29 protein-coding genes are annotated in these 24,363 nt (G+C 25.7%); 19 read left to right on the top strand and 10 right to left on the bottom strand.

The window, feature by feature from the left end; translation table 11 throughout:
* Positions 1-111 precede the first annotated feature (111 nt).
* Entirely contained in the window at positions 112-561 is a 450-nt protein-coding gene (locus B0174_RS09315) for a toll/interleukin-1 receptor domain-containing protein (protein ID WP_108559995.1), read from the bottom strand.
* A 176-nt stretch (positions 562-737) separates the two neighbouring features.
* On the opposite strand from B0174_RS09315, the gene B0174_RS12385 reads away from it, so the two are divergent.
* The 6 genes from B0174_RS12385 to B0174_RS09285 all read left to right on the top strand — a co-directional run bounded on the left by B0174_RS12385 (position 738) and on the right by B0174_RS09285 (position 5,585).
* Positions 738-830: a hypothetical protein gene (locus tag B0174_RS12385; protein ID WP_265734943.1), complete on the top strand. Its 93-nt coding sequence runs from the start codon at positions 738-740 to the stop codon at positions 828-830.
* Between the two features lie 104 nt (positions 831-934).
* Positions 935-1,297 (top strand): YbgC/FadM family acyl-CoA thioesterase, encoded by a 363-nt coding sequence (locus tag B0174_RS09305; protein ID WP_108559993.1) that lies wholly within the window; start codon positions 935-937, stop codon positions 1,295-1,297.
* Positions 1,298-1,306: 9 nt separating this feature from the next.
* The gene (locus B0174_RS09300) at positions 1,307-1,771 is read left to right on the top strand and encodes a phospholipase D-like domain-containing protein (protein WP_108559990.1); all 465 of its coding nucleotides are present in this window, start codon (positions 1,307-1,309) and stop codon (positions 1,769-1,771) included.
* Positions 1,772-1,855: 84 nt separating this feature from the next.
* Positions 1,856-3,103 carry a M48 family metallopeptidase gene (locus B0174_RS09295; RefSeq protein WP_108559988.1) on the top strand — a complete coding sequence of 416 codons (1,248 nt, stop codon included), beginning with the start codon at positions 1,856-1,858 and terminating at the stop codon, positions 3,101-3,103.
* Positions 3,093-4,544, top strand: coding sequence for a DNA recombination protein RmuC (gene rmuC, locus B0174_RS09290; RefSeq protein WP_228156442.1), 1,452 nt, complete (start codon positions 3,093-3,095; stop codon positions 4,542-4,544). Before B0174_RS09295 ends, rmuC begins: the two co-directional genes overlap by 11 nt.
* Entirely contained in the window at positions 4,545-5,585 is a 1,041-nt protein-coding gene (locus B0174_RS09285; RefSeq protein ID WP_108559986.1) for an SO_0444 family Cu/Zn efflux transporter, read from the top strand.
* Positions 5,586-5,589: 4 nt separating this feature from the next.
* Here B0174_RS09285 and B0174_RS09280 read toward each other — a convergent pair whose 3' ends face one another.
* Genes B0174_RS09280 through B0174_RS09270 form a run of 3 tightly spaced genes read right to left on the bottom strand, consistent with a single transcriptional unit; the run spans position 5,590 to position 7,934 of the window.
* Positions 5,590-6,453: a DMT family transporter gene (locus B0174_RS09280; RefSeq protein WP_228156443.1), complete on the bottom strand. Its 864-nt coding sequence runs from the start codon at positions 6,451-6,453 to the stop codon at positions 5,590-5,592.
* Between the two features lie 27 nt (positions 6,454-6,480).
* Positions 6,481-7,701: a molybdopterin molybdotransferase MoeA gene (locus tag B0174_RS09275; RefSeq protein WP_108559982.1), complete on the bottom strand. Its 1,221-nt coding sequence runs from the start codon at positions 7,699-7,701 to the stop codon at positions 6,481-6,483.
* A 29-nt stretch (positions 7,702-7,730) separates the two neighbouring features.
* Entirely contained in the window at positions 7,731-7,934 is a 204-nt protein-coding gene (locus tag B0174_RS09270; protein WP_108559980.1) for a hypothetical protein, read from the bottom strand.
* A gap of 150 nt (positions 7,935-8,084) precedes the next feature.
* Here B0174_RS09270 and B0174_RS09265 point away from each other — a divergent pair, with 150 nt between their 5' ends.
* Together B0174_RS09265 and B0174_RS09260 are read left to right on the top strand one after the other, a co-directional pair.
* Positions 8,085-8,843 (top strand): tRNA 2-thiocytidine biosynthesis TtcA family protein, encoded by a 759-nt coding sequence (locus B0174_RS09265; protein WP_108559978.1) that lies wholly within the window; start codon positions 8,085-8,087, stop codon positions 8,841-8,843.
* Positions 8,840-9,334 carry a DUF523 domain-containing protein gene (locus tag B0174_RS09260; RefSeq protein WP_108559976.1) on the top strand — a complete coding sequence of 165 codons (495 nt, stop codon included), beginning with the start codon at positions 8,840-8,842 and terminating at the stop codon, positions 9,332-9,334. Before B0174_RS09265 ends, B0174_RS09260 begins: the two co-directional genes overlap by 4 nt.
* A 12-nt stretch (positions 9,335-9,346) precedes the next feature.
* Here the strand turns inward: B0174_RS09260 and B0174_RS09255 are convergent, their stop codons facing one another.
* A complete protein-coding gene (locus B0174_RS09255) occupies positions 9,347-9,586 on the bottom strand; it encodes a hypothetical protein (protein ID WP_108559974.1) in 240 nt (79 codons plus the stop codon).
* Between the two features lie 160 nt (positions 9,587-9,746).
* Between B0174_RS09255 and B0174_RS09250 the strand changes: the two genes are divergently transcribed.
* From B0174_RS09250 to B0174_RS09240, 3 genes are read left to right on the top strand one after another with little or no spacing between them, the layout of a single operon-like run.
* On the top strand, positions 9,747-10,850 hold the full coding sequence (locus B0174_RS09250) for a GGDEF domain-containing protein (protein ID WP_205663519.1): 1,104 nt from the start codon (positions 9,747-9,749) through the stop codon (positions 10,848-10,850).
* A gap of 2 nt (positions 10,851-10,852) precedes the next feature.
* On the top strand, positions 10,853-11,410 hold the full coding sequence (locus B0174_RS09245) for a CDP-alcohol phosphatidyltransferase family protein (RefSeq protein ID WP_108559972.1): 558 nt from the start codon (positions 10,853-10,855) through the stop codon (positions 11,408-11,410).
* Positions 11,411-11,418: 8 nt separating this feature from the next.
* Positions 11,419-12,339: a Ppx/GppA phosphatase family protein gene (locus tag B0174_RS09240; RefSeq protein WP_108559970.1), complete on the top strand. Its 921-nt coding sequence runs from the start codon at positions 11,419-11,421 to the stop codon at positions 12,337-12,339.
* Here B0174_RS09240 and B0174_RS09235 read toward each other — a convergent pair.
* Together B0174_RS09235 and ligA are read right to left on the bottom strand one after the other, a co-directional pair.
* Entirely contained in the window at positions 12,336-13,130 is a 795-nt protein-coding gene (locus B0174_RS09235) for a hypothetical protein (protein WP_108559968.1), read from the bottom strand. The genes B0174_RS09240 and B0174_RS09235 overlap by 4 nt on opposite strands.
* 75 nt (positions 13,131-13,205) lie before the next feature.
* On the bottom strand, positions 13,206-15,152 hold the full coding sequence (gene ligA / locus B0174_RS09230; protein WP_108559966.1) for an NAD-dependent DNA ligase LigA: 1,947 nt from the start codon (positions 15,150-15,152) through the stop codon (positions 13,206-13,208).
* A gap of 105 nt (positions 15,153-15,257) precedes the next feature.
* Between ligA and B0174_RS09225 the strand changes: the two genes are divergently transcribed.
* From B0174_RS09225 to B0174_RS09200, 6 genes are all read left to right on the top strand, one after another.
* On the top strand, positions 15,258-15,605 hold the full coding sequence (locus B0174_RS09225) for a hypothetical protein (protein WP_108559964.1): 348 nt from the start codon (positions 15,258-15,260) through the stop codon (positions 15,603-15,605).
* A gap of 65 nt (positions 15,606-15,670) precedes the next feature.
* On the top strand, positions 15,671-16,078 hold the full coding sequence (glmS, locus tag B0174_RS09220; protein ID WP_108559962.1) for a methylaspartate mutase subunit S: 408 nt from the start codon (positions 15,671-15,673) through the stop codon (positions 16,076-16,078).
* On the top strand, positions 16,075-17,439 hold the full coding sequence (locus B0174_RS09215; RefSeq protein ID WP_108559959.1) for a methylaspartate mutase: 1,365 nt from the start codon (positions 16,075-16,077) through the stop codon (positions 17,437-17,439). The genes glmS and B0174_RS09215 overlap by 4 nt, the downstream gene beginning before the upstream one ends.
* Positions 17,436-18,620: a glutamate mutase L gene (locus B0174_RS09210; protein ID WP_108559957.1), complete on the top strand. Its 1,185-nt coding sequence runs from the start codon at positions 17,436-17,438 to the stop codon at positions 18,618-18,620. The genes B0174_RS09215 and B0174_RS09210 overlap by 4 nt, the downstream gene beginning before the upstream one ends.
* A gap of 10 nt (positions 18,621-18,630) precedes the next feature.
* Positions 18,631-20,211 carry an AMP-binding protein gene (locus B0174_RS09205; protein WP_108559955.1) on the top strand — a complete coding sequence of 527 codons (1,581 nt, stop codon included), beginning with the start codon at positions 18,631-18,633 and terminating at the stop codon, positions 20,209-20,211.
* A 62-nt stretch (positions 20,212-20,273) separates the two neighbouring features.
* A complete protein-coding gene (locus B0174_RS09200; RefSeq protein WP_108559952.1) occupies positions 20,274-20,552 on the top strand; it encodes a c-type cytochrome in 279 nt (92 codons plus the stop codon).
* Between the two features lie 28 nt (positions 20,553-20,580).
* Here B0174_RS09200 and B0174_RS09195 read toward each other — a convergent pair whose 3' ends face one another.
* Positions 20,581-20,979 (bottom strand): hypothetical protein, encoded by a 399-nt coding sequence (locus B0174_RS09195; protein WP_108559950.1) that lies wholly within the window; start codon positions 20,977-20,979, stop codon positions 20,581-20,583.
* Between the two features lie 159 nt (positions 20,980-21,138).
* Here B0174_RS09195 and B0174_RS09190 point away from each other — a divergent pair, with 159 nt between their 5' ends.
* Positions 21,139-22,416, top strand: coding sequence for a C40 family peptidase (locus tag B0174_RS09190; RefSeq protein ID WP_108559948.1), 1,278 nt, complete (start codon positions 21,139-21,141; stop codon positions 22,414-22,416).
* Between the two features lie 36 nt (positions 22,417-22,452).
* Here B0174_RS09190 and B0174_RS09185 read toward each other — a convergent pair whose 3' ends face one another.
* The gene (locus B0174_RS09185; protein WP_108559946.1) at positions 22,453-22,713 is read right to left on the bottom strand and encodes a hypothetical protein; all 261 of its coding nucleotides are present in this window, start codon (positions 22,711-22,713) and stop codon (positions 22,453-22,455) included.
* Entirely contained in the window at positions 22,706-23,608 is a 903-nt protein-coding gene (gene rsmH / locus B0174_RS09180) for a 16S rRNA (cytosine(1402)-N(4))-methyltransferase RsmH (protein WP_108559944.1), read from the bottom strand. Before rsmH ends, B0174_RS09185 begins: the two co-directional genes overlap by 8 nt.
* Positions 23,609-23,668: 60 nt before the next feature.
* Here rsmH and B0174_RS09175 point away from each other — a divergent pair, with 60 nt between their 5' ends.
* Positions 23,669-24,247 (top strand): class II aldolase and adducin N-terminal domain-containing protein, encoded by a 579-nt coding sequence (locus B0174_RS09175; RefSeq protein ID WP_108559941.1) that lies wholly within the window; start codon positions 23,669-23,671, stop codon positions 24,245-24,247.
* The last annotated feature ends 116 nt before the right edge of the window (positions 24,248-24,363 follow it).

Here is a 24,363-nt window from a genome sequence, read left to right as displayed (position 1 = left end):
ATAATCAACTGTACTGTTGAATCCTTAAACTCTTGACTATATTTACTTTGTCTCATTTGCAACCTTTATTCATTTATTTTATCTCAGAATCTTTTAATTCTGAGTATGAATTTATGTTACCTCTCCAGCTCCATGAAATTTTCTTATAAGTTCATCATAGTAAAACTCAAAGGAATCAGCATTTGAAAGATTTATAGAATATTTTGATTGTAAAAAAGTTGGAACATTTCTTGTTCCATATTGTTTTATTATTGGTATTATTTTTGTAGATTCAATACTTTTCATTAATTCAGCCGTAATCATCATTTTTTCATAACCAACACCACCAACACCTAAATTCGCTTTATCCACATATTTATCAGTACATATCATCAAAATATAATTTGCAGTTGCTAATTGTGTTTCCATAAAATGTGGAATATCAGCTCCTGGTGTAAGTTCCCATTGATCAAGAATGGCATCAATTCCTGTATTCCTAAGTCTTGTTGCTAAATCAAGTACCCATTTTTTATGCTCTTGTGAATCATGTGAATATGATATAAATACTCTTGGTATAGCCATTTTATTTTTTCCTTAAACTTTTTTATAATATTGTATCGATAAAATAACTCAGAAATGACTTATTTTTAATCTTTTATAAAATTAAAATTAATTTGATTACTAACAATCGTTTATTTTAAAAAATAGGTATCAAAGAAAGAAGTATATATAATCTTAGACATACATTTGCAAGTTATATGATTTCAAATATACAAAATGGTGTAGATATTCTTTGGGTTTCTAAAATGTTAGGTCATAAAGATGTATCAATTACTTTAAAAGTTTACTAAAGAAGATGATACTACAAGAATTAAAAAAATAAATAATTTGGGCATTGTTTTGGACATTAATTAAATAAAATATCTCAATAAGTCTATAAAATAGGGAGTTTAACTTGAAAATACGAGTTTATTATGAAGATACAGATTGTGGTGGTGTTGTTTATTATGCAAATTATTTAAAATTTTGTGAAAGAGCTAGGTCTGAACTTTTTTTTGAAAGAGGTTTATCTCCTCATAATAATGATGAATTTTTTGTGGTGAAAAGTGTTCAAGCTGATTATATAAAATCTGCTGTTTTTGGTGATATTATAGAAGTTAATACAAAATTAATTGATAAAAAATCAGCTTCAATTATTATGTATCAAGAAATATTTAGAAATGAAGAACTTTTATTTAAAGGTACATTTAAATTGGTTTTTCTAAAAAATTTCAAACCTTCAAAAATTCCTTCAGAATTTTTTGATATATTCGAATAGGGAAAAACAATGTTTAAAATATTTATTATTTCAATCTTTTTAGTTATTAATATATTTGCAAATGAAGTTTATATTCTTCCAAAACAAGGTGAGCAGATAAAAGATAAAATAAGTGAATCAATCACAAATGCAAAATCAGAAATATTGATTGCTATGTATAATTTTTCATATAAAAAATTTGCAAAAGATTTAGTAGAAGCTTCAAAAAATGGAGTTAAAATAACTGTTTTTCTTGATAGTAAAAAAGTAAAGGAAGATTCTGATATTTCTGATTATTTAAAAAAGAACAATATTAAAGTAGTTCTTATGAAAGACAAAATGCATTTAAAATTGGCAATTATTGACTCTAAAGTTGCTATTTTTGGAAGTACCAATTGGACAAAAGAATCATTTGAAGAAAATTATGAATTAATTTATATTAGTGAAGATGAAAAAACTGTTGAAACTCTTAGTTCTTTTATAAAATCTCTTTAATTCATAAAAAAGAATTTACATATTTTCAAGCATTAAAGTAGTATCATATTGATAAAAAATATCAATTAAAAAAGGATTATTACTTTGCTAGAAATTTTCATTATAGCTTTTTGTCTATATTTTATTTTCAATACTTACACATCTTTTATGCAAATAGGTTACATAAAAGATGCAAAGATTTTAAAACCTATTATTTTAGATTCTTCAAAATATCTTGAAGCTGCTGATTATGCAATAGAAAAAGAAAAACTGGCTATTGGTTCATCATTTTATGATTTTATTTTATTTATTTTATGGATTGGTTTTGGATTATCTTATTTAGATTCATTAGTTCAAATAGACTCTTTTTGGATAAAAGCTGTTGTTTTTGTCGATTTATTTATTATTATAAATTGGTTTTTGACTTTGCCATTTGAGCTTTATTCAACTTTTAAATTAAATAAAAAATATGGTTTTTCAAATATGACACCTGCTTTATTTATAAAAGATACTATCAAAACTGGAGTTTTATTTTTAGTTTTTGGATCTGTTGTAATTGCTGCAATTTCATTTATAATTAGTACTTTTTCTACTTGGTGGATTTGGGGATTTGTGTTTATATTTGCTGTAATTATTTTGATAAATATGCTTTATCCAGTTATTCGTGACAAAATGTTTGATAAATTTGAAAAATTAAAAGATAAAGAGTTAGAAGCAAAAATTGAGAATCTTTTAGATGAAGTTGGTTTTAAAAGTAGCGGAGTTTTCAGCGTTGATGCTAGTAAAAGAGATAATAGACTAAATGCTTATTTTGGTGGTTTGGGTGCTACAAAAAGAGTGGTTTTATTTGATACTTTAGTTGAAAAATTATCTCATAATGAACTTTTAGCTGTTTTAGGACATGAATTAGGTCACTTTAAAAATGGTGATATTTTAAAAAATATTGGAATTATGGGTGTTGTAATGTTTGTATTTTTTGATATTTTTGGAAATTTACCAGATGAGTTATTTTTAGGATTATCTGTAAAAAATGAACCTTATGCAATTATTGCTGTATTTATGATATTTTCACCAATTTTATCATTTTTTTTAATGCCTTTAATTTCTATGATTTCAAGACATAATGAATATGCCGCTGATGAATTTGGTTCAAATTTATCTACAAAAGAGGATTTAGTAAGCGCATTATTAAAACTTGCAAATGAAAATAAATCATTTCCTTTGTCTCATCCTATGTATATTTTCTTTTATTATTCTCATCCACCTTTAGTTGAGAGATTTAAAGAGTTGGGATATGATGTTCATAGTATGAATTTTGAGACGATTTTAAAGACTAATTTAAATGCTGAGTAATGGAGTTATTGAAGTTAATTATCTTATTTTAATAATTACTTTAATAGCTGTTTTATCTGGTTTATTGATTATTTTGTATTTTTTAAGACAAAAATATGAAAATAAATTACAAAGTTTACAAGATGAAGCTTTATTAAAATTAAGAGCCTTGAATGAAAGAATAGAGCTTAATCACAGCTCTTATCAAGGACAAATAACTAATCTTAATACTATAAATAGAAAACTTGAAGAAGAAAAAAAGTTAATAAAAGAGAGTTTTGAAGATAAGATAAAACTGATGGAAAGACACTTTGCTCAGATTATGGATAATGCAGTTAATACTTATGAATTAAAATTATCAAATCTTTCAAAACTTTCAGAAAATAAAGAAGAACAACTTCTAAGAGAATTTGAAATAAAAGAGTCAAATTTTAATGAAAAATTTCTTCTTTTAGAGGAATCAAAACAACAATTAAAAATCGAGTTTGAAAATCTTGCTAATAAACTTTTTGATGAAAACCAAAAAAAATCAAATGTAAATTTAACACAAGTTTTAACTTCATTTAAAGACCAACTTGATTTATTTGGAAAAAGAGTAAATGAAATTTATAATGAAGAGACAAAACAAAGGACTTCTTTAATCACTGAAATCAAAAACTTAAAAGATTTAAATAATCAAATCTCAACAGATGCTATAAATCTAACAAAAGCATTAAAAGGTCAAAATAAAACTCAAGGTGATTGGGGAGAAATGATTCTTTCTTCAATCTTAGAGCAAACAGGTTTACGAGAGGGAAAAGAGTACACAGTCCAAGGTTCATTTAATGATGAAGATGGAAGACGATTAAAACCTGATGTAATAGTGCATTTACCATCTAAAAAAGATATTATTATTGATTCAAAAGTGTCATTAAATTCTTATTTAGCTTATTGTAAAACTGATGATAAAACGCATAAAGAAAATGCTTGTAAGGATTTAATAAAATCAGTAACTTCACATATAAAAGGTTTAAGTTCTAAAAAATATGAAGCTTTAGAGGGTGTTAGTACTTTAGATTTTGTTTTATTATTTATTCCAATTGAGGGAGCTTTTATCTTAGCAACTTCAAATGAGGATAGTTTATTTAAGATGGCTTTTGAACACAATATTATGTTAGTTTCTCCTTCAACTTTATATGTTACCTTACGAACAATAGAGAATATTTGGAGAAATGAACACCAAAATGAAAATGCTCAACTAATCTCTAAAAAAGCAGCTGATTTATATGATAAATTTGCTGGTTTTGTAGCAGATATTGAAGATATTGGACTGAATCTAAATAGAACTCAAAAATCTTATGATAGTGCTATGAATAAATTAAGTACTGGAAATGCAAACCTAATAAAAAGAGCAGAAGAGTTTTTAGATTTGGGTGTTAAACCAAAAAAAATGATTACTAAAAAAACTTTAATAGAGGAATAAATGGAAAAATTTGAACTTTTAGCAAATAACTTTTTGTTACTTTTAGATGCAATGTCTATGTATTTATTGATTGGATTATTATTAGCAGGAATTTTAAAGCAGATTGTTCCAGATGATTTTATCTCAAAACATTTAGGAAAAAGCTCGATTGGTTCAGTAATTAAAGCTACTCTTTTTGGAATTCCTCTTCCTGTTTGTTCATGTTCTGTTATTCCTTTGGCTCAAAGTTTAAGAAAAGAGGGTGCAAGTAAAGGAGCTGTTCAAAGTTTTTTGATTTCAACTCCAATAACAGGTGTTGATTCAATATTAGCAACTTTCTCTTTTTTTGGATTAATTTTTACAATTTTTAGAGTACTTTCTTCTATAATAATTGCAATTGTTGTTGGTTTAATTCAAAACTTTGTAGAAAAAGATGATAAAAAAACAGAAGATATAAAAGAAGAATCATCTTGTGATTCTCACTGCTCTTGTAGTTCTTCAAAAGAAGAAAAAAAATCCTTTTCAATAAAAGCAGTTTTTAGTTATGCTTATATAACCCTAGCCAAAGATATGGTAAATCCTTTGTTTATTGGACTTGTTTTAGGCGCTATTTTTACTACTTTTGTACCAAAAGAATATAGTTCTTTATTATTTGAGAATCAATTTTTAACATATATTATAATTATTCTATTTTCAATGCCTTTATATGTTTGTGCAACAGCATCATTGCCCTTGGCTGCTGCTTTTATGTTAAGTGGAATGAGTGGTGGCGCTGCATTTATATTCTTAACAGCAGGACCTGCAACAAGTGCTGTTACTATGAGTGTTGTTTATAAACTTTTAGGAAAAACTTCTTTGATAATTTATCTTTTAACAATAGCCATATTATCGTTTTTATTTGGTTTTTTGTATGATATGTTTTTTTCTGAATTAAATATTTTAAAGTTTAGTACATATTCAGAAGAGAGTTCAATTTATACTCAAATTTCTAGTTTGTTAATACTTATTTTAATTTCATATAATTTAGTGAAATCTTATTTAGAAAGAAAAACTATTAAATAAATTCTCACTTTTTAAATAACTTAAATAAATTTAAGTTATTTAAAATATAAATAGCAATTATCGTAAAAATTGTTCCAATTATAGTATTAGAAGTGATTTCTTCATCTAAAAATATTGCTCCAATTATAAGTGCACTTGCTGGAACAAAAAAAACAAAAGATGAAACCTCTTTTGCTCCTAGTTTTGAAGCTCCTATAAAATAAATAGAAGTGGCAAAAGTTGTACTTAAAATTGTAATTACAAACAAATTAAACCAAAAAATAAAATCAAGATTTGCAACTTTTTCAAATATGCTTGTATCTACAAAAAATACAAAAAGAACAAAACTTGAAATTATATAAGTATAAAAAGTAAAAACAAAAGCATTTATTTTTGTGGCTTTTGCTGTAATTATTGTTAAAATTGGCCATAAAATAGAAGCTAATAAAAAATATAAAGTATCTTTTGAAAATATCTCACTCAAATCAAAATTCCAAATATTTAGCATATTTAAAACCCCAAAAGCTCCAAGAATTAAAGCAAAAGAGTGTTTTAAACTAATAGTTTTTTTATTTAAAATGGCAACTAAAATAAAAGTATTTATAGGAATTAAAGTTGTGACAAAAGCTCCACCAAATCCACCACTTCCATGTTTTAGCCCAATGAACATAGAAATACTATAAGATGTTAAAATAAGTGAGGCTATTAAAATTAAGAAAAAAGATTTAATATCTAGTTTAAAAGAGAGTTTATAAAAATAAATTATTGGAAACATCGTAATAAAACAAATCCCCATTCGTAAAAAAACCAATTCATATTCATTTATATAATTTGTAAGCACTTTAGTACTAATCCAAGAAGCGCCCCAAAATATCATGGCCAAAACCATAAGAATATAAAATAGGTTTTTATTCATTTATTTTAAATTGTTTAATAGTAAAATATCTACTAAATCTCCTGCTTTAATATTTTCACTATTTTCTTTTTGTATTAATAAAGCAGGGCTTTCAAGCATATTTGTCAATATTGCACTTGTACCTTGTTTTTTTCCATCAAAATTTATTTGATATTCACTATTTTTGTACTCAACATTACAAGCTGTAAAAATTGTTTTTGCTTGAAATCTAGGAAAATCTTGATTTATTTTAGCTTTTACAATAGGAAGTTTTTCATTAGAATTTCTAAATTTATAAATCAAAGGTAAAACATAAAGCATTGCACAAACCGTTGAAGAATACGCAAAACCAGGAAGTGCAACAATTATCTTATTATCTTTTATTGCTAATAAAATATGCATTCCTGGTTTCAAATTAACCCCATGAAATAAAACTTTTGCTTTTAATTTATCTTTTATAACATCTTGAACAAAATCATAATCTCCAACAGAAACACCACCTGTTGTAACAACAATATCAGATTTTAATAAAGCAGTTTCAAGTAGTTTTGTAATTGAATCCATATCATCTTTTACAACACCCATTTGAATAGTATTTGCACCATTACTTTTAAATAAAGCTTCTAATGTTAGATGATTTGAACTTCTAATTTGTGAGTCATTTGTTTGAGTTTCTCCCAAATCTAAAATCTCACTTCCTGTACTTGCAATTGAAATTATTGGATTTATAATTACTTCAATTTGTGAAATATTAAGTGAAGCTAATACTCCAATTTCTGCAAACCCGATTATTGTTCCTTTTTTAATTAAAACTTCATCTTTTTTATAATCTTCACCAATATTTCTAACTGCAAACCCAAAAGGTACTTCTTTGATAATTTTGATTTTATCAAGAGTAACTTCAACATTCTCAATAGGAACTAAAGTATCACTTCCTTTGGGCATTAATGAACCTGTAAAAGTTTTAATACAAGTATTTGTTTCAACTTGCATTTCGACAACAGTTCCAGCAGGATTTTTTGCAATTATTTTTATATTTTCATTTTTTATATCTTCAAATTTTATTGCATAACCATCCATTGCAGATGTTAAAAATTCTGGATTATTATGATTTGCTATTACATCATTTGCGATTACTCTTCCAATTGCATTTGTAATAAAAAGTTTTTCAGTAGTTATTTTTGATATATTTAAATTATTTAATATATTAATTGATTCATCATAACTTATAAAGTTTCTCATTATAAGTACCTTTCTTTTTTATATAGTTGTTAAATATTTCTTCTTAAGATATTGTTTTTTTGAACCATTATTTGTTCAAAAAGCATTGCTCCAAAACCTTCTTGAAGATCTTTATTATCTTTTTCAACAGCTAAAATGATAGTTCTGATTTTGTCTTCGGTCATATTCATAGCAAGTGGCAGAATTGTGTCAGTGATTTTTTGTCTTAGCTCTTTTTCTTCTAATAGGGTCATTTTGAGTCTTTATGTATTATTTATGAAATTATATATGATTTATCTAAAAATAGGGTAAAAAATATTATTTATATATTCTATACTATACATTAAAAAAGCTTTTGAGAACTTTTTTGATATAATCACGAAAATTTTTATAGGAATAATATATTGGTTGAATTAAGTAAAAAGATTTCTACAATAGTTGGAAAAACTAACGCAGAATATGGATTAATAAAAGAAGGTGATAGAATTTTAGTCGGATTTTCAGGTGGAAAAGACTCATTAACACTAATTCATGCCTTAAATAGAATAAAAAAAGTTGCCCCATACAATTTTGAATTTAAAGCAGTAACAGTAACTTACGGAATGGGCGAACAAGTTGAATTTTTAAGTAACCATTGTAAAGAGCATGGAATTGATCATGAAATTATTGATACACAAATATTTGAACTTGCAGGTGAAAAAATCAGAAAAAATTCATCTTTTTGTTCGTTCTTTTCAAGAATGAGAAGAGGATATTTATACTCAACAGCACAAGAACAAGGATACAATAAAGTTGCTCTTGGACATCATTTAGATGATGCAATGGAATCATTTTTTATGAACTTTTTTTATAATGGAACAATGCGCTCAATGCCACCTATTTACACAGCTGAAAATGGTTTAGAAGTTATTCGTCCTTTGATTTTTTGCAGAGAAAGACAACTAAGAGCATTTGCTGATACAAATGAAATAAATGTTATTGGTGATGAAGCATGTCCAGGACTTCGGTTTGATGTGAAAATGCCACATGCAAGAGCAACTACAAAAGATTTACTTGCAAAATTAGAAGAAGAAAATCCACAAATATTTGTATCTATGAAAGCAGCTTTTAGTAATATTCAAGTATCAACTTTTTTCAATAAAAAAGAAGAAGATATTATATGAAAATATTAATATCTTCATGTTTATTAGGAGAAGATGTTAGATATGATGGAAATAATTCATCTATAGCACTTAATTCTAAGTTTTCATTTTCACAAAAAGAGCTATTTATGGATATTCTTTGTGATAATGATATTTACTCTTTTTGCCCTGAAGTAAGTGGAGGTTTATCAATTCCTAGAATTCCTGCTGAAATTGTTAAAAGAGATAAACCTTTTATCGTTCAAAATCAAAATGGTGAAGATGTAACTATAAATTTTCTTTTAGGAGCAAAAAAAGCTCTTGATTTATGCAAAGAAGAGAATATAAAAGTAGCTTTATTAAAAGCAAATTCGCCATCTTGTGGAAATATAAAAATATATGATGGAACATTTTCAAATACTTTGATTGATTCTCAAGGTTTAACAGCAAAACTTTTAAAAGAGAATGAAATAGAAATTTTTAATGAAGATCAACTTCAAGAATTAGTAAAATACATAAAAACAAATAGTTAAATTTTTATGTATTTAAGCTTTGATATTTAAAAGCATATCCGAAACTGCATTTTGTGTTTTTATACTTTGAGCATTTGCTTCATATGAGATTACTTCTGGAATTTGTCCAACAATTGAATCTATTAAATCAGATGTAACTTCTTGTAATTGTGGATCAGCAATTACATCTGAAATTTGAGTTAAATTTGTAGCTATTTGACCTATTTGAAGTTCAGAAGCAAGCATTGCATTTAGATTATTATTAATAGTCATTTTTAACTCCTTGCATTAAAGTTTGTAATAAAAGCTGATTCTTCAGCTTCTTGTGCATTCTTCTAGTTTTTTATTTATATTAAAATTGTAACTAAAAACAATAGAAAAATAGATTAACTATTTTACTTGCTTTGAATATGAATTTTGATAATATTATTGCATGATAAATAATTTTTTAAAGTCAACTACCCTTAAATTAATAATTTTAGTTTGTACAGTTTTAATAACATTAATATTCTCTTCATTACTATTTAATACGCAAATAGACAACCTAAAAAAGCAGGTTGATAATATCTATTTTGGGAATTTAATTCCTATTGTAAAACTTCAAATTATTTTAGATAACTATCAAAAAATAATTTTTTGTAAGAATAATAAACATCCGTGTTTAATTGATGAAGAAAAAAAAGCGATACTTCAAGAATGGAATTATTATAATCAAGCTTTTAAAAACAAAGAAGAAAGAATGGTTGTAGATACGATAAATGAAGAGATATACGCAAGTTTTAATGAAAATAATATACAAAAATTTAAAAATATATTAGCAAGAGTTGATTTTTTAATTCAGTATGAAACACAAGTTGCTTTTAAAGAGAGAAAGAAATTTGTTGAAGATTATCAAAATATGAAGAATTACTTATTTTATAGTATTGCTATAATTCTTTTTTTATCATTTATTGTGATTGTTTATATTATGTTTCAAGTTATAAAAAAAGATAAACAGCTTACAGTTTTAAATAAAAAATATAAAATTGATTCTATTACAGATTCTATGACAAATCTTTATAATAGAAAATATTTTGATACAATCTTTGATAATATGCCATTTATTGCAAATGCTAATAATTGGAAATGTGCATTTATTATGATTGATATTGATTATTTTAAACAGTATAATGACACTTATGGTCATGATATGGGAGATATTGCATTAAAAAAAGTTGCTTCAGCTTTAAAAGAATATTTTGATAAAAAATATGAATTTGTTTTTCGATTAGGTGGAGAAGAATTTGGTGTTGTTTTATTTGATATTACAGAAGAAAGCATTGAAAATTGCCTAAAAGAGATAAATTATAAGATTTTAGAACTTGAAATTGAGCATAAAAATAGTAAAATACTTGACATTGTTTCAATTTCTATGGGAGCTATTATATATGAACCACATACATATATTTCAGCAAACAAACTTTATAAACAAGCAGATGAATGTTTGTACAAATCAAAAGAGAATGGTCGAAATCAATATCATATATATAAAGGGTAATAATGAGTTTTTTGTTTAATAAACATAATCATTTTAATTTAGCTAATATCGTGACTTTTTTTAATATTGCATCTGGAGTTTTTGCAATTTATTTTTTAACTCATCATGAGTTTTTTGCAGCAGCACTTTTTGCTTGGTTAGCAGGTGGATTTGATATTTTTGATGGAAAAATAGCAAGAAAATATAATTTATCTACTCAATTTGGAATTCAACTTGATTCTTATGCGGATTTTTTATCATTTGTAATTGTTCCAGCAATGTTTATCTTTTTTGCAGTAATAGATACAAAAGAACCATTTTTATTTATGCCTTTGGTTGTATTTGCTTTTGTTTATTATGTAATTTCAGGACTTAGAAGATTAATTCAATTTAATATAAATGCTGATGAGGGGAAAGTAGAAAAATTTTTTACTGGTATTCCAACTCCATTGGGAGCTATTTTATTGTGGGTTGTTTATTTGATTTTTTTAACAGGATTTATATCAGAAACTTTTGTTTTATTAATGATGATATTAATTGGTTATTTATTAAATTCAAAAATAAAAATACCTCATTTATAAGTAAATAGATGAATCAGGAAATTGTAACTATTGATTTAGGATCAAATTCATTTCGTGTTTTAAAATATGATTGTAAAAATCATAAAATTATTTCAGAATATAATGAAGTTGTAGGTATGGCTGATGGTTTAGTCGATACTGGATTAATCTCAAAAGAAGCTATTCAAAGAGTTATAGTTGCAATTTTGCACTCTATTGAAGTTATTAAGTATAATCCGCAAGATGCAATTTGTGTAACAACTGCTGCTATGAGAAATGCTTCAAATAGTGAAGAAATATTAAAATATCTAAGCCAAGAAGTTAAAACTAATTTTTCTATTATAGATGGAAAAGAAGAAGCAAGACTTACTTTATTGGCTGTAAAATATGCTTTAAAAAGAGAAAAAATAAATTCAGATAAGTTTGTTTTATTGGATATTGGTGGAGGTTCTACTGAAATAATAATAAATACAAATAATAGCTATAAAGCTCATAGTTTTGATTTTGGTATTGTTACTTTGACTCAGAGATTCTTAAATCATGATGATTTGAAAAATGATTTAGAAAACAAGAAATTAGAGATAAAACTTTTTTTAAATTCTTTAAATATAGATTTTAAAGATTATAGTTTTGTAGCAACCGCTGGAACACCTACAACAATAGCTGCTATAAAATTAGGACAAGATTTTTTTTCTTATGATAGAAATATTGTAAATGGAACAATTGTAAATCTTGAAGATATGATAAATTGTTTAAATATTTTTAAAAATTCTTCAAAAGAAGATATTGTAAAACTTGTTGGTCGAGGAAGAGTTGATTTTATTGAAGTTGGTATTTATATTTATAAAATGATTTTTGAAGTTTTAGAAAAAGATGAATCAATAGTTTTGGATGATGGTTTAAGAGAAGGTGTTGCTATAAATTATTGTGAAACGAAGTGTAAAAATTAAGATAATAATCTTACACTTTGTTCTTGTATAATATTTGCTTGAGAAGCTGCTAAATATCCTATATTTGCGTTAACATTTGTTTTTGAAAAATCATTTGATTCTTTTCCAAAGTTTCTATCTTTGTTTATTGTATTTTCATTATATAAATCAACTTGTGCTTTTATAGTCTCTTTTGCACTAAACTCAAGTTTATTCCCAAATTCAGTAAAGTCATCATAAGTATTTTGTAATTGATTTGATGAAGTTCTAACTTTTGATGTAACTTGCTCTAAATCAGTAGAATTATTTAAATCACTATTATTTGATAATTCAAAAATCTCATTAGCATAAGTTGGTGTATTTGGTTTTTCAATAGAAAAATTAGCACTTTTTGTATTTATATCAATACTTTTTTTATCATCATAATAATCAGTAGCAATAATATTTTCTCTTTTAAATTTTGTTTCATAAGCAATTTGATTGAAATTTCTTAAATCTTCATTTATGCTTTGCTTTAAATCATTTTTATCTTCATAAGAGTTTGCATTTTCAAGTTTTGTTTGAACATTACCAAGATATTCTTGTTGTTTTCCAATAGAATTTTGAGCTATTTTAGTAATAGCAATTCCTTCATTTAGTGATTGAACATTTAAAGATAATTCATCTCTTTTTTTGTTGTATTCATTTATATAAAGATTTGTACTATCTTCACTTATTTTATTTACAGATTTACTTGAACTTACTCTTTCAAGATTTAAAGAAGACGAGGGATTAAGAGTAGATATATTATTACTTATACTATTAACATCCATATTTCACTCCTTTTTATAATTGCTTATATTATACTTAAATTTTCTTGAATTAGCTCTAAAAATAAAATTATTTTTTTAAAACATTTTATTCATTTCTTCTTCTGTTAAAACAGGAACATTTAATTCTATTGCTTTATCATATTTACTTCCAGCATCTTCACCATAAATCACAAAATCAGTCTTTTTAGATACTGATGAACTAATTTTTGCTCCTAAAAGTTCTAGTTTTTTCTTTATGTCTCCTCGGCTTACACTCATAGTTCCTGTTAGAACTATTGTTTTATTTTTAAAATTATTTTCTTCAACTTCAATTTTTTCTTCAACTGTTGGATTAATGATTTCAAAAAGTTTTAAAACTAACTCTTTATTTACTCTCATAAATTCACAAAAAGAGTTCGCCATTTGTTCGCCAATTCCATCAAGATTTATAAGCTCTTCAAAGGATATATCAACAACTTTTAAACCAAATTCCAAACAAATCTGTTTTGAAGCAACTTCTCCAATGTGTTCTATTCCTAAAGCATTTATGATTCTATGAAGTGTTGTTGTTTTTGTATTTTCAATTGCATTTAAAAGATTATTTATTTTTTTTTCTTTAAAACCTTCAAGATTTTCTAAGTCTTCATATTTTAATGAGTATAAATCCAAAATATCAAAAATCTTTTTTTCATTTACCAAAGTTTCTACTATTTTATTTCCAAGTCCATCAATATTCATACAATTTTTACTTGCAAAATATATTATAGAATTTACAACTCGACTTGGACAATCAAGGTTTTGACACTTAATCAAAGCTCCCTCATCAAGAAGTTCGCTGCTACAATCTGGGCAAGAAATAGGGCGATGGATTTCTAATTGAGTTCCATCTCTTCGTTCTATGAATACTTTTGTGATTTTAGGAATAACATCTCCACTTCTTATGATAATTACTTCATCATTGATTCTTAAATCTTTTCGTGCTATTTCATCAAAATTGTGTAAACTGGCTCTCTCAACCACAACTCCTTCAATATCCGTGGGCTCTACAACAGCCACAGGCGTTATAACTCCTGTTCGTCCAACTTGTAAAATAATATCTTTGATTTTAGTTGTTTTTTCTAATGCTGGAAATTTATAAGCACACGACCATCGTGGAAATTTCACTGTATATCCAAGCTCATCTTGAGTTTCTATATCATCTATTTTTACAACCATTCCATCAAGCATCATCTCTATTTCATCTCTTACTTTTATGATTTCATGGTAAAGTTTTTCAATTCCCTCTACACTTGAAGTTATTGTTTGTTTTGGTGGTTTTACAAATCCTAAAGAGTAAATATATTCCATCATTTGAGAGTATTTTGTAAAATCTAAAGAGTTAAGTCCAACTCCCCAAACATTAAAAAATAGTTTTCTTTTTGCTGTAATATTTGGATCAAGTTGTCTCAGACTTCCTGCTGCTGCATTTCTTGGATTTGCAAAAACTTGTTCATTGTTTCTTATTCTTTCTTCGTTTATTTTTTCAAAATCAGCTTTTTTGATAACTATTTCACCTCTGATTTCAATCAAAGATTTTTCGGCTATTTGTAAAGGAATAGAGTGAATTGTTTTCACATTATTTGTAACATCTTCTCCAATACTTCCATCACCTCTTGAAATTGCTTGTTTCAAAATTCCATTTTCATAAATAAGATTTAATGAAGCTCCATCAAATTTTGGTTGACAAAAAAACTCTAAATTTGTATTTATTTTATTTGCTCTTTTTATCCAATCTTCAAGTTCAGCAGTATTAAAAACATCTTCTTGTGACCACATACGAGATAAATGAGAGGCTTTTTCAAAACCATCAAGAACAAATCCACCAACTCTTTTATTTGGAGAGTTAGGATGACTTAATGATGGATTTTCACTTTCATATGCCAAACAAATTCTTGCTAATTTATCATATTCTTCATCACTTGCAATTGGATTATCATAAACATAATATGCTTTTGCCCAAGATATTAATTTTTCTATATTTAAATCATATTCATTTTTAGTCATTTTTTCTCATTATTAAAAGTTTTTGTAGCAATTATACTTAATAGATTTAGTATAAAAGATAAATAGGTTATAATCGATACTTTAATATTAAAATAAAGAGTTTAGATGAGTTATTTAGATATTTGTATCACTGGTTGGAATTTAAATGCCTTAATGTTTGTTGTTAATCTTTTAATTGCAATTAGAACGATTTCAACACAAGATAAAAGTAGATTGTATGAAGAAAGTTTAGCTTTAAAAGAGTTAAAAGATGAGTTGGAAAAATATTATCCTAATAGGATTTATTCAACAATTATTAGCTATTTAGTGCCTTTTACAGCATTCTTTAGAATGGGATATAGAATAATTGAAATCTATTTTTTCTTTCAAAAAAATCAAGAAGCAAAGATGTTTGATTATATGGTTTACAAATATTCTTGTGATATTCAAAAAGCAAAAAATAATCTAGAATAAAATTATTTTTACTAAAATTCAGATAAAACTTATGTGCAAAAACATTAAAATATTAGGCAGAAAATATGAAAGTAGTTATAGGCGTAGTTGGTAACGATATACATGTAGTTGCAAATAGACTTATTGATATATCATTACAAGCAAGAGGATTTGAAGTATTTAATTTAGGTGTTAATACATACCTTGAAGAGTTTATTGATGCAGTAATTGAAACAAATGCTGATGTTTTACTTATTTCTTCATTAAATGGTGAAGCTGAGGGTTGGTGTAGAGAACTTGCTATTTTAAAGTCAAAATATAAAAATTTAAAAGATGTTGTATTTATGATTGGTGGAAACTTAGCTGTTGGTGAAGGTGATGCAAGTGTTCTTGTTCCTAAATTTAAAAACTACGGATTTGATTTGGTATTTCACCAAACAGATTTAAATACTGGACTTGATGAATTAGAAAAATACTTGAAGGAGAGAAAATGAGTTTACTTCAAGAAGAAAGAAATATCATTGTTCAAAATAAATATGCAGATAATTTTGATTTTGCTGAAATTGAAGAGTTTATAAAAGGCGCTTCAAAAAATCTATTTATTTCTCATCACTTTAAGAACAAACAAAAAATGTTAGTTCAACCAAGAGGTGGATTTCCTACTTATAAAAAAATGTTTTCACTTTATGAATTTTTCGTTGATGCAAATGTTGATGTATTACCTTGTACAATTGATTCAAATACAAGATTAAATGACTACGCAACATCTGCCAAAATGTTAAAACTTAGTGAAGAAAATGAAGTTGATATGTTAAATGGTTATCCACTTGTAAATCATGGTTATAGAACTAGCCGAAAAATGATGACTCACTTTGATAAACCTATTTCATTAAGACATGGAACTCCTGATGCTAGACTTTTAATAGAAACAGCACTTGCTTCTGGTATTTTTGAGATTGAAGGTGGTCCGATTACTTATCTTTTACCATACTCTAAAAACTTTCCACTTGATAAAGCATTTATGTATTGGAAGTATGTAGAAAGAATTTGCGCAAACTACTCAAAATTAAATGAACCAATCAATAGAGAATCTTTTGGTCCATTAACTGCAACTTTAGTGCCTCCTTGTATCACTATTGTTATTCAAATTTGTGAAATGCTTTTATCTCTTGAAGAGGGAGTTAAATCTTTTTCAGTTTCATTTTCACAAACAGGTTCAATGATTCAAGATATTGTAACTGCAAATGTTTTGAGAAAAATGGCAAAACATTATGCAAACCAAATTGGATGTGGTGATGCTATGATAAATCTTGTTTATCATCAATGGATGGGAGCATTTCCATCAAATAAAGATTTTAGTGAATCATTAATCAATACTTCAACGGTAATTGCTTCAATGGTTAGAGCTGATAAAATTATCACAAAAACAAGAGATGAAGCTTTTGGTATTCCAACTCGAGAATCAAATGCAAAAACAGTTGCAAATACTCAATACACACTAAGAATGCTTCAAGGAATTCCTGTAATTACGGATGAACAAGAAGAAGAGATTGTAACAAGTGAAGTTAAAAGTATCATGGAAGCTGTATTTAATGACAAAGCTGACACTTTATGGAGAAAAGTATTTAACTGCATAAAATCAGGAATCATTGATGTTCCTTATTCTCCACATATTATTAACCACAATGAAGTTGTAACTGTGCGAGATAAAAATAAAAATATCAGAATCATCAAAAAAGGAAACCTTCCAATTAGTGATAGATGTTTTGAATATGAAAAATCTCAATGTGACTTAAATAAAGATGCTTCATCAATAGTAAATGATATTATCCATGATATAGGAATTATGCAATGAGCCAAAATAAATTATTAATAGATGTCGGAAGTACATATTTCAAAGTTTGTGCTAACAATCAAGTTGAACAATATTTTAGGGATTTTAATAAAGATATTTATGATGATTTATTATCAAAATGTTCTGAAACTATTTCTAAATTCAAAAAAGAAGAAGTATTTATTTGCTCATCTGCAAATGGTGGATTAACAACTTTAATTATTGGGATTACTAACTCTTTTTCTTTAAAATTTGCAACAAATATTGCTTATAATTCTGGAATAAATATTATTAATACAGTTTTATACCAAGATATTCAAACATCATCAATTCCAAGTGATTTAATTGATGTTGTTATTGTTGTAGGTGGAATTAATAGTGTAAATAATGTATTTGATGAAAAACTATTTAACTATTTAGAAAATTTAAGATTTTCAAATATTGTATTTGCAGGTTCAAGCTTTGATGCTGATTATTTGAAAAATAATATTCAAAATTTAGTTGTTGTAGAAAATATCATAAATAACAAACTTCATGTGGTAGAAGAGCCTTTAAAAAACTATTTAACAAACCTTTATCAAGCTGATATTGAAGGAAAAGAAGACATAAAACATTTATATGATTTAACTTCAAATCAAATCTTTTCAACGCCATATATTGTAAATAAAACTCTGCCTTTTATAGATAGTAAATTTGCAGTTGTAAATCCATTTATTTTAATAGATATTGGAGGAGCTACAACTGATATTCACTACTCAAAAGATTTATCATCTGATAATATGGTTACCCAAAATGAATATGATAGATTAGTTTTTAAAAAACTTGGAGTTTTTAAATCAAAAGAGTCTTTAATATTTGCAGCTAAAAACAACGAATTTGTTTATGAATTATTGGCTCATTTAAAAGTAACAGAAAATATTTTCAATGAAGATTCACCTAAATCTTTGAGAATTTTAATGCAATTGGCAATTTTTTTAGTTTTATATAAAGTTAGTGAAGCTCATCCTTTGTATATAAAATTAAAGTTAAATTTATTAAAATCAATTGTATTAACAGGTGGAATTACAAAAGTGCTTAGTTTTGAAGAATCTGAGGATATTATTTCATTTTTCTATAAAAAGATTTTAAATTCAGATATTCATCCATCTATTATCCTCGATTCAAATTACGATATTTGGACTCTTGGTATAACTCAACAATAAGGGGAACACAATGTCAATAAATTGTATTAGAACATTAATAGAAGATGCAAATGTATCAAACCCAAATAAAAATGCGTTAATTTTTGGAAATGAAAAATTAACTTATAATGAACTTTTTACTAAGGTAAATCAAATCGCTTATTATTTAAGTGAGCTTGATTTGCCAAAAGGTAGTCGAATTGGTGTTTATTCAAATAAAGGAATTGACCAAGTTGTAGCAATTTTGGCAATTTTATCAACAAACTATGTTTTAGTTCCTCTAACAAAACTACTTAAACCAGAACAAGTTGAATACATAATAAGTGACTGTGATATTAAATGTATTATCACAGATAAAATCAAACTTGAATCAATTGAAGAAATCAAATTTGACGGTCACATAATCTCTTATAAAACAACTCATAAGGATTTACCATCTTTTGAAGAAATTTATAAATACTACAATAAACCATATACTTGTGATGTAAATGGACATGATAATGCTGTTATTACTTACTCTTTTGGTTTAAGTGGAAAACCAAATGGAATTGTGATTTCTCATAGAAATTTAATAGATTCAGCACGAGTTGTCTCTCAATATTTACACCTAAATGAAGATGATATTATTTCAGGACTTTTAATTTTTAATCTTGATTATGGATTAAACCAAATCTTTTGTTCTTTATATAAAAGAGCAACTTTAGCACTTCATAGATTTGTTTTACCAAATGATTTTTTTAATCACATTATTAATGATAAAGTTACAGTTTTACCCTTAATGCCTATAAATATAAGTGATATGTTTGATGAAGATATTCACAGGCTTCCAAGCACTGAACTATTAAAAAACATAAGAATCATCACATCTTCTGGTGGGAATGTAACAGCAAAAATGATAGCTGATATTGAAAAATATTTTGCAAATGCAAAATTCTTTTCAATGCATGGATTAACAGAAGCCTTTAGATCAACTTATCTAGATCCAGCTCAATTAAAAATAAGACCTGAATCAATTGGAAAAGCAATTCCTGATGTAGAACTTTATGTAATTGATGAAAATGCAAATGAGTGTGCGCCAAGAATTGTAGGTGAACTAATTCATAGAGGTGGATATATTTACAAAGGTTTTTGGAATGCTAAAGAAGTAACTGAACAAAGATTTAAATCTATTGATATTTTAAAAAATGTAATTAATCTTGAGGGGCAATTAACTGATGAAATTGTTGTAAAAACAGGAGATTATGTCTATAAAGATGAAGAGGGATATTTCTATTTTGTATCAAGACATGATGATATGATTAAAACTAGAGGATTTAGAGTAAGTCCTTTTGAAATAGAATCAGTAGTTGAAAGAGAAATTAAAGAGATTGAAAGATGTGCAGTTTTTTCAATAGAAAACAAAGAAATTGAAGAAGAAATAGTTTTAGTGTATACAGGAAGAAATGAATTAAATTCAAGCGAAATTTTATTTGAATTAAAAAAACATTTAGCTTCTTATATGATTCCATCAAAAATTATTTATAAAAAATCTTTACCCTTAATTCCATCTGATAAAAATAAAATAAATAAAGATGAATTGAAAAAAGAGTTTATTTTAAAATTTATTGATTGAAATCAATAAAGTCTAATCTAAATTCTATTATAATCATAATAACAAATAAAAAAGGATTGTCTATGAAAAAAATTATTATTGCTGCATCTTTATTAACTGCATGTGTTGCTTTTGCTAACCCTTATGCTAAATGTTCTGCTTGTCATGGTGCAAATGGTGAAAAAGCTGCTTTAGGAAAATCTAAAATTATTAAAGATTTATCAAAAGCTGATTTTGTTTCTGCACTTAAAGGTTACCAAGCTGGAACTTATGGTGGAGCTCAAAAAGGTTTAATGGTAGGTCAAGTAAAAGATATGACTGAAGCTACTATGAATGAAATTGCTGACACAATCATCAAATAATCCATTCTTTCAATAACTAGAATAACTTCTAGTTATTGAAGATTTTACTATTTCTGATCTCTATTAAAATATTTTCCAATTCTTCTTTTTCTTTTAGTAATTGTTCAATTAAAACATCTTTTTGATTTTCATTAATAGTTGTATTTTTTTGTTCTAATATTTTCCCTAAATAAAACTCAAAACAAGTATTTTTTACTGAATAATCAACTCTTAAACATTCAATTGTCATTTGAGGTTTCTCTTCTCCTAATCCATTTGTTAGGATAATTTTCTCAAATTGTTTAATTTTATATGTTAATTTATCATCAATTATTATAGGTTCAAGTAATTCTTTCTTCCAATAATTTGTATTTTCTTTTTCTAAGATTTTAATCTTTTTTAATAAAATATTATCAAATAAATCTTTATTTATTGAAAATTTATACATATCTCTTTCCTAGGAAATTTTATTTACTATAACCATAAATTACTAAAAAAAAAGAGCTATAAAATTTTAATTTAAAATTTAGGAAAAAATTATTTGACAATATTTTTAACCATAAAATGGTACAATGAAATAAAAATTCATATTATACAAAGGATAAAGATGAGTAAATCATATAAACAAATATTACTTATTTTAGTTATAACTTTATTATTTAATGCATGTTCTATAAAAGAACCCATAGTTTTACAAGTAAAAAATAGTGATATTGAAGTTTTAGCAACAACAGCAAATGATAACTCTTTTAATTCAGAGATTGTTTCAAAAGATTTTTTTGATAAATATTTTAAACCTTGGAATTCAACAAAAGTATCTTATTCTAAAATCGAAGCTATGTGGGGACAATCTTATAAAAATAAAAAAGTATATTTAGAAAATCATCAATTAGCAACAGCTTCTTGGTTTGATAAACAAATAGAAAATTCTAATTTTGATGATTATAATATTTTGGCTAAAAAAGCAATAACTTTAAAAAATGTAAATATTAGAGTTATTCCTACAAATTCACCAATGTTTTATGACCCAACGCAGCCAGGAGAAGGTTTTCCATTTGATTATAATCAAAACTCTTCACTTAAAATCAATACTCCTTTAATTGTTTCTCATTTATCAAAAGATAGAGCTTGGGCTTATGTAGAATCAAGTACAGTAGGTGGTTGGGTTGAAATAGGAACTATTGCTTATGTTGATAATAATTTTATTCAAGAGTTTAAAACTTCAAATTATTTTGTTTCTGTAAAAGAAAAATTTCCAATTTATGACCCAATATTTAGAGAATATATAAAAGTTGCTACAATTTTTCCTAAAAAAAATAATAAATATATTATTGCCAAAAGAGATGATAATCAAAATGCTTATATTTCATTTATTGACCTAAATAGTGATGAAGTTGAATCTATGCCACTTGCATTTAATTCTGAAAATAGAATCAAAATTGCAAAACAATTAATTGATGAACCTTATGGTTGGGGTGGATTATTAAATAATAGAGATTGTTCTAGTTTTACTCAAGATTATTTTGCAACTTTTGGAAAATTCTTACATAGAAATTCAAAAGCGCAACTTTCAAATGGGAAATATCTTGATATGTCGAAATTAACTAACAATGAAAAAAAAGAGTTTATAAAAAATAATGGTGTTCCTTTTTCAACTTTAGTATATTTAAAAGGTCATATTATGCTCTATATTGGAGTTAAAGAAAATGAACCTTTAGTTTTACATAATATGTGGAGTGTAAGATTAAAAGATAGTGATGGAAGAAAATATAGACATATCATTGGAAAAGCCATGGTTACGACTTTAGAACCAGGAAAAGGTATTAAAGACTTTGATGAAGATACAAATATATTAAATAGAATTCAAGGAATAGTTATTTTATAAGCTTTAGATTTTTAAAGCTTATAAAGAAAAGAGTTATTATTTTTGCTTATTTTGTTCTAAAGGATTAAATAATAAAGAATCAATAATTTGATTTTTAAATTTCATATCTTCAAGTTGTTGTGATAAAAAAATATTTTCTTCTTGTAATGAAATATAATGAGCATATAATCTGTTTATATCTTTACTTGTATAATAAATATTACTTCTTAAATATATTTTAGGAAAGTACAGAAATAGGGCAACAAACAATAGTACAAAAACCATAAATAATGAGTTGCTAGCATTTAATTTAGTCAAATTTAAAAATCCTTAATTTTGAACTTCTGCTTCTTGGATTTTGTTTAATTTCAAGTGCAGTTGGAATTATAGGTTTTTTTGTTAAAATTTTTCCTAAAGCGTGATTATTTCCACATTCACATCTAAAAACATTATCTGGACAAATACAAGATTTTGTCCACTTTTTAAAATAATTTTTTACAATTCTATCTTCTAAAGAGTGAAAAGAAATAATTGCCACTATACAATCTTTGAATTTTGCATTTTCTAAAGAATCAAAAAGTCGTTCTAAAACTCCAAGTTCATTATTTACTTCTATTCTAATTCCTTGAAAAGGCAGAGTTGCTGGATGAATTTTACCTTTTGACATTTTTTTGCTTAAAAGTTCTGAAATCTCTTTTGCACTTGTAAAAGGTCTATTATTTAAAATTAATGATGCAACCTTTTTATATTCTCGAACTTCCCCACATTCTTTGAAAACTCTTTCAAGCTCAGCTAAAGAATATGTATTTACGACTGTTGCTGCATCTAGACTTTGATTTTGATTCATTCTCATATCTAAAGTATCACTATCAAAACCAAAACCTCTATCTAATTTATCAAGTTGTAAAGAAGAAACACCAATATCTGCTAAAATTCCTTTAATTTCATAATCTTTAAAAGTATCAATAACATGTTCAAAATTACCTTTATTGAAAATAACTCTTTGAATATATGGTTCTAATCTTTTTTTACTAAATTCTAAAGCTTCATCATCTTGATCATTACAAATTAATTTTACATTTTCATTAGAAGTTAATAATCCACTACTATGACCTGCAAATCCTGTTGTACAATCTATTATATATCCATCATTTATATTTATGAAGGCTTCTAATGTTTCTTTATACAAAACAGGGATGTGTGGGATATTCATTAAAACGGTCCTTATTTAAATTAGTATATAATATCTAAAAATATATTTAAGGCTTTTAAAATGGTTGATAAATCTACTGTGAAATTACTCGCTGACTTATCTTTAACAATGTTTAGAAAAAATTTCTTTGGTATTTATCATGGTTCAATATCTGCAAAGATTGATCAACATGATTTTATGATTAATACAAGTGATGCGATTTTTGATGAAATGGATGAAAACTCATTTTGTAGTTTAAATATTAGTAAACAAGATTATAGATGGAATATTGCAAGTATGGAATCACATATTCATGCGACAATTTATGCAAATATTCATGAAGCAAAATATATAGCGTTTGGAATGCCTATTTATACAACAGCATATACTTTTGAGCATGATAAAATTATTTTTGAAGATTTCTTTGGAAAAGTGACATTCGGAGAGATTTCAATTTATAACCCAGGCGATTTTTCAACATGGTATAAAAGAAATGCTTTGGAAATTACAAAATATCTAAAGGAGTCGGATAATAATATAATGGTGATAAAAGGAATAGGTACTTATGTTTATGATAGAGATATTCATGAGCTTGTAAAAAAGATAGCTATTTTAGAAAATTCTTGCCGTCTTTTGAGTATAAAAACCTCTTTTGAATAAAAAAATCATATTTTTACAAATATTTTTGCTTATTTATTGATGAAATGCCCTAGTTTTAGCTATTTCAAAGCTTAAATACTATAAAGTTTTCACAATTTAATTTTATAAAAGGAGTT

Origin of the sequence: Arcobacter caeni, from assembly GCF_003063245.1 — a bacterium.
Taxonomy (GTDB): domain Bacteria; phylum Campylobacterota; class Campylobacteria; order Campylobacterales; family Arcobacteraceae; genus Aliarcobacter; species Aliarcobacter caeni.
This window is presented reverse-complemented; position numbering and strand designations above follow the sequence as displayed.